General features: G+C 53.4%; 12 protein-coding genes. 7 read left to right on the forward strand and 5 right to left on the reverse strand.

Annotation, left to right across the window (positions count from 1 at the left end; genetic code table 11):
- The first annotated feature begins 83 nt into the window (after nt 1-83).
- Both JUF22_RS13875 and JUF22_RS09760 read left to right on the forward strand, forming a co-directional pair.
- Entirely contained in the window at nt 84-932 is an 849-nt protein-coding gene (locus JUF22_RS13875) for a CatB-related O-acetyltransferase (protein ID WP_308439807.1), read from the forward strand.
- On the forward strand, nt 933-1,772 hold the full coding sequence (locus JUF22_RS09760; RefSeq protein ID WP_203646037.1) for a CatB-related O-acetyltransferase: 840 nt from the start codon (nt 933-935) through the stop codon (nt 1,770-1,772).
- Between the two features lie 78 nt (nt 1,773-1,850).
- Here the strand turns inward: JUF22_RS09760 and JUF22_RS09765 are convergent, their stop codons facing one another.
- The 4 genes from JUF22_RS09765 to JUF22_RS09780 all read right to left on the reverse strand — a co-directional run bounded on the left by JUF22_RS09765 (nt 1,851) and on the right by JUF22_RS09780 (nt 4,804).
- Nucleotides 1,851-2,120, reverse strand: a complete 270-nt coding sequence (locus JUF22_RS09765; RefSeq protein ID WP_203646038.1) for a hypothetical protein — start codon at nt 2,118-2,120, stop codon at nt 1,851-1,853.
- 175 nt (nt 2,121-2,295) lie between these two features.
- On the reverse strand, nt 2,296-3,063 hold the full coding sequence (locus JUF22_RS09770; RefSeq protein WP_203646039.1) for an ABC transporter permease: 768 nt from the start codon (nt 3,061-3,063) through the stop codon (nt 2,296-2,298).
- The gene (locus JUF22_RS09775) at nt 3,063-3,839 is read right to left on the reverse strand and encodes an ABC-2 family transporter protein (RefSeq protein WP_203646040.1); all 777 of its coding nucleotides are present in this window, start codon (nt 3,837-3,839) and stop codon (nt 3,063-3,065) included. The genes JUF22_RS09770 and JUF22_RS09775 overlap by 1 nt, the downstream gene beginning before the upstream one ends.
- On the reverse strand, nt 3,836-4,804 hold the full coding sequence (locus JUF22_RS09780; RefSeq protein WP_203646041.1) for an ABC transporter ATP-binding protein: 969 nt from the start codon (nt 4,802-4,804) through the stop codon (nt 3,836-3,838). The genes JUF22_RS09775 and JUF22_RS09780 overlap by 4 nt, the downstream gene beginning before the upstream one ends.
- Nucleotides 4,805-5,032: 228 nt before the next feature.
- Between JUF22_RS09780 and mnmA the strand changes: the two genes are divergently transcribed.
- The 5 genes from mnmA to JUF22_RS09805 all read left to right on the forward strand — a co-directional run bounded on the left by mnmA (nt 5,033) and on the right by JUF22_RS09805 (nt 12,011).
- The gene (gene mnmA, locus JUF22_RS09785; RefSeq protein WP_125763044.1) at nt 5,033-6,160 is read left to right on the forward strand and encodes a tRNA 2-thiouridine(34) synthase MnmA; all 1,128 of its coding nucleotides are present in this window, start codon (nt 5,033-5,035) and stop codon (nt 6,158-6,160) included.
- Between the two features lie 784 nt (nt 6,161-6,944).
- Nucleotides 6,945-7,604, forward strand: coding sequence for a histidine phosphatase family protein (locus tag JUF22_RS09790; RefSeq protein ID WP_203646069.1), 660 nt, complete (start codon nt 6,945-6,947; stop codon nt 7,602-7,604).
- An 8-nt stretch (nt 7,605-7,612) separates the two neighbouring features.
- On the forward strand, nt 7,613-8,299 hold the full coding sequence (locus tag JUF22_RS09795) for a tetratricopeptide repeat protein (RefSeq protein WP_203646042.1): 687 nt from the start codon (nt 7,613-7,615) through the stop codon (nt 8,297-8,299).
- Nucleotides 8,300-8,312: 13 nt separating this feature from the next.
- The gene (recD2, locus tag JUF22_RS09800; RefSeq protein WP_203646043.1) at nt 8,313-10,868 is read left to right on the forward strand and encodes an SF1B family DNA helicase RecD2; all 2,556 of its coding nucleotides are present in this window, start codon (nt 8,313-8,315) and stop codon (nt 10,866-10,868) included.
- A 156-nt stretch (nt 10,869-11,024) separates the two neighbouring features.
- A complete protein-coding gene (locus tag JUF22_RS09805; protein WP_203646044.1) occupies nt 11,025-12,011 on the forward strand; it encodes a ribose-phosphate diphosphokinase in 987 nt (328 codons plus the stop codon).
- 91 nt (nt 12,012-12,102) lie between these two features.
- On the opposite strand, the gene JUF22_RS09810 is transcribed toward JUF22_RS09805, so the two are convergent.
- Nucleotides 12,103-13,566, reverse strand: a complete 1,464-nt coding sequence (locus JUF22_RS09810; RefSeq protein WP_203646045.1) for a PucR family transcriptional regulator — start codon at nt 13,564-13,566, stop codon at nt 12,103-12,105.
- Between the last annotated feature and the right edge of the window lie 46 nt (nt 13,567-13,612).

Genomic DNA, 13,612 nt, shown 5'->3' on the forward strand with positions numbered 1-13,612 from the left:
TGAATCTGCCGTCGGGAACGGGAATAACATACTAGCCACCTCAGTAAACCATCCGTGAACGCGTAGATTTGGGGGAATGTATTGTGAATGAAATTGCGGGCGTCACCTTTTTCCAACGAGACCTGACCTATCCTACGAACCGTAATCGGCTACGGCTCCTGTACTCTAAACCGGTGAATGCGTTATTCCGGGAGCACCGCGTCTATAGCGAGATTCACTCGCAGGACAGTCGATTTAAAATTGATCAGGACAAAATTTTCTTTGGCAATCAGGCCGTGATCGAACCCTACACGGCGTTTGGTCGGGGCGCGGCCTTTCATTCGATGGGGGCGTTCAGTTATTCCTGGAGCGTGCTGCCGGTCAACACGGTGGTCGGGCGCTACTCGTCGATTGCGGCGGGGTCGAGCGTGATGAACGTGGACCACGCGCTGCACCACTTCACGACCTCGAGCCTGACGTTTGACCACTACCATCAGCCGTTCAACGACTACTTGGCGGACCATCCTGCCTCTAAATTTGATAGCATCGGCCAGGATGGCATGTATCAGATTAAGCCGGTGGTGATTGGCAACGACGTGTGGATCGGCAAGGGGTGTGTGTTTGGCAACAAGGGCATCGTGGTCAACGACGGGGCAGTTATCGCCGCGGGGTCGCTGGTAACCAAGGACGTGCCGCCGTATGCGGTCGTTGGCGGGTGGCCGGCCAAGGTCATCAAGTTCCGCTTTGACTTTGCGACGATTCATGAGCTGATGGCGTTGAAATGGTGGCAGTATGATTTCGGCCAATTCGGCGACATTGAGGTCCAAGAGGACATTGGTCAGTTTATCGAGAAGATTCGGGCAGCGGAGGCGGCTGGCACGCTGGTTCCTTACGCGCCAGCCCCCTTGACGCTGGCGGACGTTCAGGCAGCGACGGAACGGGAGGAAGCCTAAATGATAACGGTGATCAAACACAATACTTTCTTTCAGCGAGACGTGCAGTTGACCGACAAGCCGCGGGCCATCACGGTTCCCGTTCAGCCAGCCGTCGATGATTATTTGCAGGCACATCACATCTATACCCGCTTTAATTCGGCGGCTTCCCGGTTCAAGGTGGGGACCGACCAGATTCGCTGGGGCGTGACCGCTAGCATTGAGCCTTACACCACGTTTGGGCGTGGCACGGCCTTTTACACGATGGGCGCGTTCAGCTATTCCTGGAGTCAACTGCCGGTGAACACGGTGGTTGGCCGCTACACCTCGATTGGGAGTCGGGTCCGTCAGCTCGGGCACAACCATCCCCTGGACCGCTTCACCACCTCGAGTGTCAGCTTCGACGGTAAACTGGCGGCGTATCAGGACTATTTGCAAACAAGCGGGCAGACCTACCGTCCCATCGCCAATCCAGCCGCGGCGGTCCAGCCCATCGTCATCGGCAATGACGTTTTAATTGGCGACGACGTGGTCTTTGGCAATCATGGCGTGGTGGTCAGTGACGGCGCGGTGGTCGCCGCTGGGAGTTTGGTAACGCACGATGTGCCACCATACGCGGTCGTGGCGGGATGGCCGGCCCGAATCATCAAGTACCGCTTTGATTTCCCCACGATTGACCGCTTGCTGGACCTGCGCTGGTGGCAGTATGATTTCGGTCGCTTCGGTGAAATCGCCGCGGATGCGCGGATTGAGCCCTTCATTGCTCAGCTGGAAAATCTGGTGGCCACACAAGGGTTACAGCCGTTTGAACCAGAACCGGTCACGGCTACTGCGGTGCAATCGTTAGTCAGTGATCTATAGAAAAACAGGCTAGCCGTTGGGTGGGTAAACCCGGGGCTGGCCTGTTTATGTTGTGAGCGAAGTTGACGTGACCGTTGGTTAAACAACGGTTGCGTGTGACAGCAGAATAAACTTGAGAACCGCAATAAGGAGTAGGAGAATCTGCAGGGCGAGGTCGGCCTCGTTTAGAAAATGGTGGTCCTTGGTCGTGGTGAAGAAATCAAAGTGGCCCGTCAGCGTGACCAGGGCGAGAAAACTAATGACGGCGAGGACGATGGGCTGGGTCGTCAGGGCGGCCAGAATCAGTAACAGCAACGTGACGCCAAACAGGCCTTCCTGCAGTTTAGAATTTTGTTGGACAACGTGCATAATGATCCCTCCAGTGAGCCCGGTAGATGACACTGGGTTCGTTTGATACCGCCATTATGCCGGATTCTAGCGAAATGACCAGTTGCCGCAACTATTTTAGCAGAGATGGGTTAGCAAACTATCGTATTACCTGAAAATGCTGCTCCCCGAGAAGAGGCGCAGCATTTTTTGAAGCCTAATTAGCCGAAACGTACTTGAGCAGACCTCGTTGCCATTCAATGTAAGAAATGACCAGCAACACCCCGGTGACCAAGGCCGTCCACAGCAGCAGCCAGGTGGGCTGGTTATGGCCGAACTGGGCCGGGACGTTGGTGATGGCCAGTGAGGGGATGACCCACAGGAAGAGCTGTTGGATCACCCGCGGATAAATTTTAGCCGGGCGCGCGGACGCGTCCATCAGGTCTTCTGGCAGGCCGTTGAGTGCGGACAGGCCGTCGACCCAAAAGGCCAGCGTGACCATGATCTGGTTGAGGGCAAAGACAAAGCCGATGCCGACAAGCACCGCGACCAGATAGAGGAAGAGGTTCAGCGGTGTCGGGTGCAGTTTGCTTAGAATTACACCCTCGATGCCGCCGGTCAGCAGCAACGTGACCAACGAGGGAAAGTCCACCCGGTAGCACGCATGAAACCAGTACGAGTTGACCGGTCGCAACAAAGAGTAGTCCAGGTTGCCGTCTAAGATTTGATCGACCAGGTCCTCGTGTCCCGCGACGAATAAGAATTGGTAGGCGTAGCTGATGAGGTTGGCCGTGGTGATGAGGTTCAGGTAGTCGAGAAAATTCCAGCCGTAAATCGTCGGCGTAAACGAGAAATACACACCCCCAGTGATCAGCTCAATGGCGTAGAACAGGACACCGAAGAGGGCGGTCAGCACGGTCGTCACCCGGTAGGTCATGGTCTCCGCTAGGCTTTGCGTGACCAGCACGCGATAAATTTTCAGCATTAGCTTCCCACCCCCTCATAGGAACGAATCCCCCGGGGCCAAACAATCTTCAGAATACCCAGGGCGACGACGGCCCAACCCAGCGCCCAACCACCCGCCAGCAAGATCTGGTTGAGCGAGAGTTTGCCTAGGAGTAGCAGCGTCAGTTGGTTACCGGCCAGGGAAAAGGGATTATAGATTAGCCAGGCAAATGTCGGTGGCAACACCTGAAGTGGAAACGCCTGCCCACCTAGCAACAGGAAGAGCGCGCTCAGCACGGGCCGCAGCGGCCAGACCTGCACCAGCCAGAAGCTACATAGGCTGATGGCGGTGATCATCAGGAAAAACATCCCATAGGTCAACCCCATCAGGAGTAGGCTGGCCAGCGCGTACAGTAGGCCGCGGCGAAAGACGGGACTGATAAAGCCCGTCGCCAGGCCGTAAATGACCAGAAAAGGCAGGCCTCGTCCCAGGTAATCCCAGAAACTCTGAATAAAATAATTGATGGGGCGCATGAGGACGACGGAGAGGTTGCCACTGCGGACCAGTCCGCTGAATTTGAAAATGGGTTCCGCGGAAAAAATAAGGGCTAAAACGTTGACCACAATCAGGTAGATGACCATCTGGTTGGGCTGGATGCCGGCAATGTCACTTCGACCGCTAAAGTTGTAGACGGCCAGCCACATGAAGATGGTGACCATGACATTGACGGCGGTCGTCAGTAGGTTTAAAACCAGGTTGCCCCGGTAGGCCAGCGTGGCCATCAGGGCGTTTTGACAAGTCAGCCAATATTTCATTGGGTCGGCGCCTCCTCGGAAAACAGTTGGGTGAGGATGGCGTCCAGGCTGCCGTTGTGCCGGTTGACGCTTAAAATGCGGCGTGGGTCGATCGGCAATTCGGTTAGCGCAGTCGCGTCAATCTCATAATGGGTCGCATCCACTTGGCGCACGTGGGTGGGCAGCGGGTCCAGCGGCGTGTCGGTCACAATTTCCAGGAGCGGCACGGTGGCGTAACGACTGATCAGGCCGGTCACGGTGCCGTCGAAAATCTTGTGACCGTGGTTGATGACCGCAACGCGTTGGGCCAGCGCCTCGATATCCTTGGTGTTGTGGCTGGTCAGGATGATGGTCATCTGAGTGTCGCGGTTCAGCTGCTTGAGGAACCGGTAAATGTTGGCCTGACTACTGACGTCGATGCCAATCGTGGGTTCGTCCAGGAAGAGAATCTCGGGCTTATGGATCAGCGCACAGATGAGTTCGAACTTGATGCGTTGGCCCAGTGAGAGCTTCCGGACGGGCACGTGGAGTTGGGGGGTCACGGCCAGCTCCTTGGTGAGAAACGCCAGCCAGGTGGTGAAGGCGTCATGGGGGATGTAGTAGATCTCCCGCAGGAGTACCAGGGTGTCCAGTGGTGGCAGGTCCCAGGCCAGCTGACTCTTCTGGCTCAGCATGACGCCGATACGCTGAAGGAAGGCCGGCCGCTTGCGAAAGGGAACCTGGTCGGTGAACAGGCGGACGTCACCGGTATTAATCGGCAGGATGCCCGTCATCAGTTTGATCAGGGTCGTTTTACCCGCCCCGTTGGCGCCCAGGAGGCCGAGAACCTCGCCCCGGTTGACGTGCAGTGAAACGTCTTGAACGGCCGCGACGGTGCTTTTTTGGCGGTGAAAGAGGTCGTGCCAGGCCCCGCTGAAGCCGGCTTGCTTGGTGAAGGTCACGTAGCTAAAATTCGCGTGGTCGACCGAAATAATGGGTGAAGGCATAGATGTCACTTCCTAACAATGATGGATTCTAATTATTTTCTCATCATTTTATCATTATACACGTCCAGGGCGGTTTGACCAGTCACACCACTGGAAACGGGGCAGTTAGGTGAAAGGAAACGCCAGGCTTGCAAAACCGTTTGAAAATGGGTAAACTAGGAAATACTGGATTTATGCGACCTTCAAATCGTAGATTCTCCAGAATCTGAGAGAAATGATGGTGATATCATGCAGGACAACAGCCATACACGGGTTGTCGTTGGTATGAGTGGCGGGGTCGATTCCTCCGTTGTCGCTTTGCGCTTAAAGCAGCAGGGCTACGACGTGATCGGCGTCTTCATGAAGAATTGGGACGATACGGACGAGAACGGGGTTTGTACCGCCACTGAAGACTATAAAGATGTAGCAAAGGTTGCCTCACAAATTGGCATTCCTTACTACTCCGTCAACTTTGAAAAGGAATACTGGGACCGCGTGTTCACGTACTTCTTGGACGAGTACAAAAAGGGTCGGACGCCGAACCCCGATGTGATCTGCAACAAGGAGATCAAGTTCAAGGCTTTCTTGGACTACGCATTGGAATTAGGTGCCGACTACATCGCGACGGGTCATTATGCCCAGTTGACGCGTGACGAGAACGGCGACGCACACTTAATGCGGGCCGTGGATCAGAACAAGGACCAGACTTACTTCTTGAGTCAGCTCTCAACGGAGCAGCTGGACCGCGTGATGTTCCCAATCGGTGACCTGGTTAAGCCCCAGGTCCGTGAAATTGCGAAGGAAGCCGGTTTGGCCACCGCTGATAAGAAGGACTCCATGGGAATCTGCTTTATCGGTGAAAAGGGTCACTTCAAGGACTTCTTGAACACGTATCTGCCAGCTAAGCCCGGCAAGATGATGACGGTCGACGGTGAGGTCAAGGGTGACCACGCCGGATTGATGTACTACACGATCGGTCAGCGTCGCGGGTTAGGTATCGGTGGTGACGGTGAGGATAACGAGCCTTGGTTCGTGATCGGTAAGGACTTGACCAAGAACATTTTGTACGTGGGCAAGGGTTACCACAACTCTCATCTGTACGCAACGCACCTGTCTGCTTCGGACATTCACTGGGTCAACACGATTGACCGCGGTAGTGACTTCCACTGCACGGCGAAGTTCCGTTACCGGCAAAAGGATACTGGCGTGACCGTTCACTTGAGCGAGGACGGTCAGCAGGTCACAGTTGAATTTGACGACCCAGCCCGGGCTATCACGCCTGGTCAGGCCGTTGTGTTCTACAACGGTGACGAGTGCTTGGGGAGTGCCATCATCGACGCTGCCTACAACAAGGACCGCGAGTTACAGTTAATCTAATCTTTCAGCTCCTCATTGAACCGGCCTCGCTGGTTCAATGAGGAGCTTTTTGGTTTTTACTGGTCGTTGTCAGGGCCTCCGGGATGGTGAAAATAGGTCGGAACGCGGTGGGCAGGACGGCCAGAGCCAAAGGGCGGTCTCTGACCTTGTTTCTGAGCCGAAACCCGCGTCTCAAAAACACCACTTGTCATGAGAACGTTCCGCCCTCACGACAAGTCCCACGGCTGAACCTATTTTCACCATCCCTGCGGCGGAGACAGCGATGACTGGCAGCTGATGTGGTGGCGAGGCCGATTCAATGGAGAACTGGTAATGATTTGACTACTGGTAACTGACAGTCGGAGTTGTGGGGATGTCCTAGGCAACGTAACTTTGATTGAGCGTTATTAGCTAACATAAAGTGGTGAACACGATAGCGGTGGATATAATACCAGCGACCTAAGTGAAAGAAACAACCGTAAAATTTAAATCAGTCTGTTCTTGGGCTGCCGGAGCGGAGGTGAATAGGGACAAGCCCCTGTGTCGGTGGTGTTAGCTAGGGTTCTTTCCTAGCTTACAGCACGGGACGACCTTGGAGACTCGTGGCCTTCGAGGCTTCAAGGCGAGTCGGAGGACCGCTTCTCAGGCCGCAGGCGGTCCCCACAGGGGAGCAGTCCCTATTTCACCGCAGCGGAGGCAGACCAAGAACCACAGCAATTTGAATTTTCTAACGGATGTTTCTTTGAAAACTTAGGAAAAACTGGCATAATATAGACTATGTGACTTTACGGAAAGGACGGCAACAATTTTGAAATTATACTTTATTCGCCACGGCAAGACCGAATGGAACCTGGAAGGCCGGTTCCAAGGCGCCGGGGGCGATTCCCCACTGTTAACCGAGAGCTACGACCAGATGGTGCAGGTCGGCCGTTTTTTGAAGGACACGCCGTTCACCCACGCGTACGCCAGTCCCATCAAACGGGCCCGGGTGACGGCCCAACACGTGGTCAAAGAATTACACCAACAGGTGCCGCTGACGCTGGTTAGCCGCCTGGAGGAATTTCATTTGGGCAAGATGGAAGGTATGGCGTTTACCGCGGTGCGCGACCAATTCCCAGCCGAACTCGATGCCTTTCGCAATCATCCGGACCGCTATGATGCGGCAAAGATTGGTGGGGAGACGTTTACCCAGGTGATCGACCGGATGACGCCCGCCATTCAGAAAATCGTGGCGGCTAATCCCAAGCCGACCGACAATGTTCTCATCGTTAGCCATGGTGCGGCCCTGAACGCGGAAATCAACGCGTTACTGGGGACCCCACTGGCCGACCTGCGGAAACGTGGGGGCCTGCGAAACACCAGTGTGACGGTTCTGGAGACCGTGGACGGGCACCACTACGACCTGGTCGACTGGAACGATACCAGCTTCTTGACGGCAGCTGCAACGCCAACCGATACAATTTAGGTGATAAAATGACTGAAGAAAAAATGACCCGCGATGCGGATAAAGAAAAATCAGAACAAATGGTCCATCAATTAGTTCAACGAATCGACACCCATCCCGGTGATGCGGAAGCGTATTACGAGTTGGCCACGGTGCTGGTCGACCTGAACTCCTACGCCCAAGCCGAGGAACTCCTGATGAAGGCCCTCGGGCTCTTTGCGACCCAACCAGCCGTGGTGGAAAAACTCCGCTACGGACTAGGCAACGTGTACTACGCTGCGGAAGATTATACTAAGGCCATCCAGCAATTTGATCAGCTGGGGGCGCAGTGGAAGGGCGCCGGCTACCTGATGATGGCTCAGAGCTATATGGCCAACGGCGACCACAAGCGGGCACTGGCCTTTGCCTTAACGGCGCTGACTAGCCAGCCAAATGACGAGGCGACCCTCCAGGTCATGGCCGAAAACCTATTGGCTCTGGGGAACATGGACCAGGCGGCCGAATACTATGACCGCGTGCTCCAGCTGGATGCCAAGAACGGCCGGGCCCACTTTGACCGCGGCCTGGTGGCCATGGTTTTAGGCCAACCCTACCAGGACCATTTCGCCCAGGCCAAGCAACTGGACCCCACGTACTATGAGAAGGGCCAGCAACGGCTAGCCGACATTGAACGCTTCGTGCAAACGCAACGGGGCAAGACTGACGACCAAAAGTAAGGGAGGCGCACAGATGGCAACCGAATCGCTCGATTTATTTGAAGAAAGTGGCGCGCCCCAGGCCGATTACGTGGTCGGCACCGTCAGTGCGGTCTTTTTTGCCAGCAACGATAGCTTCTACAAGGTCATGCTGGTCAAGGTATCCGAGACCAGCATGGACTGGCACGAGGACGAAATCGTCGTCACCGGGAACTTTGCCGATATCAAGGACGACGTGACCTACCGCTTCACGGGTAAGCGCGTGGAACACCCCAAGTATGGGGTCCAGTTTCAGGCGGATAACTATCAAAATGAAACGCCAACCACCCGCAACGGCGTGGTCGGCTATTTAAGCGGTGACGACTTTCCTGGGCTGGGCAAGAAGACAGCCGAGAAAATTGTGGATGCTTTGGGCACCAACGCCATTGAAGAAATTTTAAACGATCCGGCGGTGCTTCAGCCACTTGGCTTGTCGCCCAAGGTGTCGGCGACCCTGATCAGTCAACTCCAGACCAATAACGGGATGGAGCAGATCATCATCGGCCTCAACGGTTACGGCTTCGGGAGCACGTTGGCCGCAGCCATTTATAACCGGTACCAGGAAAAAACGCTGGACGTGATTCACGAGAATCCGTACCAATTGGCCGAAGACATCAACGGGGTCAGCTTCCGGCGGGCAGACCAAATCGCCACCCAGCTGGGTTACGAGGCGGATAAGCCCGAACGGTTGCGGGCCGGCCTGTTACAGACGCTCAACGACCTGTCGGTGGCTAACGGGGATACCTATACCACGGCTAAACCGTTACTGGCCAACGCGTTGAGCCTGTTGGAAAATTCACGCAACGTTCGCCTGGACCCAGCCAAACTAGCGGATGAACTGCTGGAACTGGCTAAGGAACAGAAGGTCGTGGGCGACGACCAACGCATTTATTTGAAGACGCTCTACGACGCCGAATGGCAGATTGCGGAGAACCTGCAGCGACTGTTAAAGGCAGATGATTCGCCGGCTAAGTTCAATGATGACGCCATCCGTAAGCAACTCCGTATCGTGGAGAAGCAGGGCGACATCGTGTACGATGAGTCCCAAACGGCGGCGTTGACCGCGGCTATCCAGGCCAAGGTCATGCTGCTGACCGGGGGACCCGGGACCGGGAAGACCACGATTATTCGTGGCCTCGTCAATTTGTACGCTCGCATGCACGAGGTCTCACTCGACATCAACGAATACAAGGAAAAGCCGTTTCCAATCCTCCTAGCCGCGCCAACCGGTCGGGCGGCCAAGCGGATGAGCGAGTCGACTGGCTTACCGGCCGGCACGATTCACCGCTTGCTGGGCCTGACCGGCCGGGAAGATAACCTGGATGAGGCGGCCACCAACGACTTAGAGGGCGGGCTATTGATCATCGATGAAACGTCGATGGTCGACGTTTACCTGATGAAGACACTCTTGCGGGCCGTGCCCGTGGGGATGCAGGTCGTGCTGGTCGGCGATAAGGACCAACTGCCATCCGTCGGCCCCGGTCAGGTCTTTCACGACCTGTTGGCCAGTGACCAGCTGCAAAAGATTCAGCTCGATACGATTTATCGGCAGGAGGATGGCTCGTCCATCATCCCGCTGGCCCACGCTATCAAATCGGGGAAACTACCGGCTGACTTCACCAAGAACCAAAAGGACCGGTCGTTTATCGCCTGCCACGCCAATCAGGTGGAGAGTGTGATTGACCAAATCGTTCAGAAGGCCCACGCCAAGGGCTTTTCCGCCAGTGATATTCAGGTGCTGGCGCCCATGTACCGGGGCTCGGCCGGGATTGACCGGCTAAACGTGGTATTACAGGATATCTTGAACCCGAAAAAGTCTGAACGGACCAAGGAAGTTGAGTTCCGTAACCAGAAATTTCGGATTGGCGACAAGGTCTTGCATCTGGTCAACAGCCCCGAAAACAACGTGTTTAACGGGGATATCGGGGTGATTACCGGGATCGATTTGGCCAGCGATAAGCACAGCGAGGTCAAGAGTGATCAGCTGACGATTGCCTTTGAACAGACCGAGGTCACGTATGCCCGGAACGACTGGAATCGGCTAACGCTGGCTTACTGTATGTCGATTCACAAGTCACAGGGGTCCGAATTTAAAATGGTGATCCTGCCCATGGTCGGCCAGTACAACCGGATGCTCCAACGAAACCTGCTGTATACGGCGGTCACGCGGGCGGCGGACATGCTGATCCTTCTGGGTGAGCCGCGGGCCTTCGAGGCCTGTGTCACCAGCCTGGGCGTCAACCGAAACACTACGCTGACAACGCGGATTCAAACGGTGCTGGACCCAGATGGGACGCCCGCGGAGCCTGACGAGCCGGTAGAAACGACGTCGACTGTTGAGACCGAGACGCCGGCACCGGCTGCGGCACCAACCACGGCTGCGGTGGAAACGCCCGAGCCAGCCACGGCAGATGGCACGTCAACTGACACGCCAGAACCCACGACGCCAACGGATTACCGTTTGACGCCGGAACTGGTTTTGAGCCGAAAGATTGATCCCATGATCGGGATGCAGGGTGTGTCACCCAAACAATTTATGCCATCCGTATAAAATAGCGGTTGCAAGCGTTGCGTTTCCGGTCAAAGATTGCGATAATAAAGACAGAAAAAAGCGCGCTACTGGGCGTCAGTTGGTCTGATGAAAATGACCAGTGCCCGGTAGTCCGTAAAATATACGAATTTGTGGAAAACCCACAGGGAGGCTGTTATGGCAGAACACGTCGAAGCTGGCAGAATGAAAGTCTTTGCTTTGAACTCGAACCGACCACTCGCCGAAAAGATTGCGAAGGCGGCAGGTGTCGAATTAGGGAAGGCAACAATCAAGCACTTTAGTGACGGTGAGATTCAGATCAGTATTGACGAAAGTATTCGGGGGGATGAATTGTTCCTGATTCAATCCGTTTCGGATCCGGTTAACACGAACCTGATGGAATTATTGATCATGGTGGATGCTGCACGGCGGGCCAGCGCTGAGAAGATCAACGTGGTCATTCCGTACTACGGTTACTCACGGGCCGACCGTAAAGCCCGTTCCCGCGAACCCATTACGGCCAAGTTGATTGCGTCATTGCTACAAATGGACGGCGTCAACCGGGTCATTGCCTTAGACCTGCATGCGGCTCAGCTGCAAGGATTCTTTGACATTCCCGTTGACCACCTCCAGAGTGACCGGTTACTGACCAGCTACTTTGAAAACAGCACGACCTTGGCCGACGAGGATATCGTCGTGGTTGCGCCTGACCATGCTGGTGTCAGTCGGGCCCGGCGGTTAGCTGAACTCTTAGGCGCCCCGATTGCCATTATCGACAACCGTTCCGATACGGAGAACGCGGCTCATCCTGAAGCCGTCATTGGGGATGTGAAGGGGAAGCACGCCATCCTGGTGGATGATATCATTGATACCGCCATCCGGATCACCGTTTCCGCCGACGCCTTAAAGAAGGCCGGTGCGGCGGATGTTTACGCGGCAGCGACCCACGCGGTTCTGTCCGGTGACGCGACCCAACGCATTAACGATTCCGTGTTGAAGAAGGTCGTCATTACCGACTCCATTCAATTGCCAGAGGACAAGCAAAGCGACAAGTTTGTCGTGATGTCCGTGGGCGAAATGTTTGGGAAGGCCATCGACCTGATTTACCATGAAGAACCCGTCGATTCCCTGTTCCACAAGGCACTTAAGCGCCAAGAACAGTAAAAATTGAACTGAAAAAAGTGGTTTTGGATTTTTTCCAAGACCACTTTTTTGTTTGAAAATAAGTTCATTTTCGAATTTTAAAAAACAGTGACTAACAGTCAAAATGCATGTTGGGGATGCCTTGCGTGTTTTGGGTTAACGTGTCTGCTAGCAAGAATCCTAGTCGATAATTTAGTGACCTTTCAGGAGTTTGAAAGTCCTCATGAATCAGGGCTTTAATTTTATCAATACGATAGATAAGTGTATTGGGGTGTACGTTTAAGTGTTTTGCGGCTAGGGAAGCATTTTGGTTACAGTACAAATATGTTCGCAGTGTTGTGTAGTAAGGGATCTCCTGCTGGGTCTCTAATTCTTTTAAATACATAATTTCCGGCTGAATGTAAGACGACAACTCAAATTTTTCTTTAGCCTGGCTCAAGAATTCATGGGTGGCGATGTCCTGAAAGGCGACGGTTGTTGTTTTTAAGCGGGAATCGGTCGCGTAATTTAGCGCAATACGAGATTGCTGAAAGGCGTGTTTAATACTATGTTCTTCTTCGAAAGGCATACTGATACCGGTGAACATTTGGCGGTCATCTGTTAGCTCTTTTATTCGTTGAATGATCGTGGGTGTCGTTGTTAGAAGCTGAGAGAAGCCCAATAACAAAATCAATTCACCATTATCATACATATAATAGCCATGTTGGGATAATAAGGAAAGTTGCTGAAGAAGGTCCTGCTTGAAGATGTTGTTAGCAGAAGAATTAAATTTAAAACTGAAGATGTACTGGTAAGGCTGTAAGGTTTGAAAAATCTGTTTAGACTTGGAAGCTGCTATTGGGCTCCCATGAAACAAGTTCTCAAGGTCAGATGAATAAAGAATATTGGCAGTTTTAATCGGTTGATAGTTTGAGAGACTAGGAATTAGTTCTTGGTTAAGGTCTTTGAGCTTGGCAACTAATAGGCATGAAAGAAGCAAATCTAGCTGATTATCATTGGATAGAAAAGCATATATATTTCCGTACCAGTGATCATCAAGCCAGAAACTAGCGACAATTCGTTGGTTCTCGCTACCTCGTTGCTCAATAAATGGAAAGCTATGAGTCGGTAAAATTTTCTCCTTAGTCAAGAGTGAGTTAATTTGGGAGTCACTCGTTGAATTTGAACTGCGGGCAATGATTCTTTTGGAACTATCTACAATAACGATAGGAGCTGATATTGTTTGAGCCGTGAGGTTAAAGACGCGTTGCAAATCTTGTTTACCACCATAATCTGCTTGAATTTTTGAAAAAAGTTGTAGGGCAAGATAATCCGTTGAGAGAATATGGTTGATTTGCGCAATAAGTGTCGCATCTATGGCAATTGGAAGCGATAAGTTTACCCTGTTTTTAACAATTCTAAGCGATAATCGGGGACCTTGCTCTAAGAATATTTTAGGATACTGGGCTGAATATAGTGCCAAATAGGTCGGACGATGTGTTGCGCAAATCTGCACAACCTCTGACCGCCAGACGGCACTTGTTTTTAAACTTTTTGGGGAAAAGCCCAAGGAACGGATTAGCCAATCTAACCGCAAAAGAGCTAGATACCTCCTTTTATAATGCCACCAGGAACAAAATAAT

The sequence above is a fragment of the Levilactobacillus lanxiensis genome, from assembly GCF_016861655.1.
GTDB classification, from domain to species: Bacteria; Bacillota; Bacilli; order Lactobacillales; family Lactobacillaceae; genus Levilactobacillus; species Levilactobacillus lanxiensis.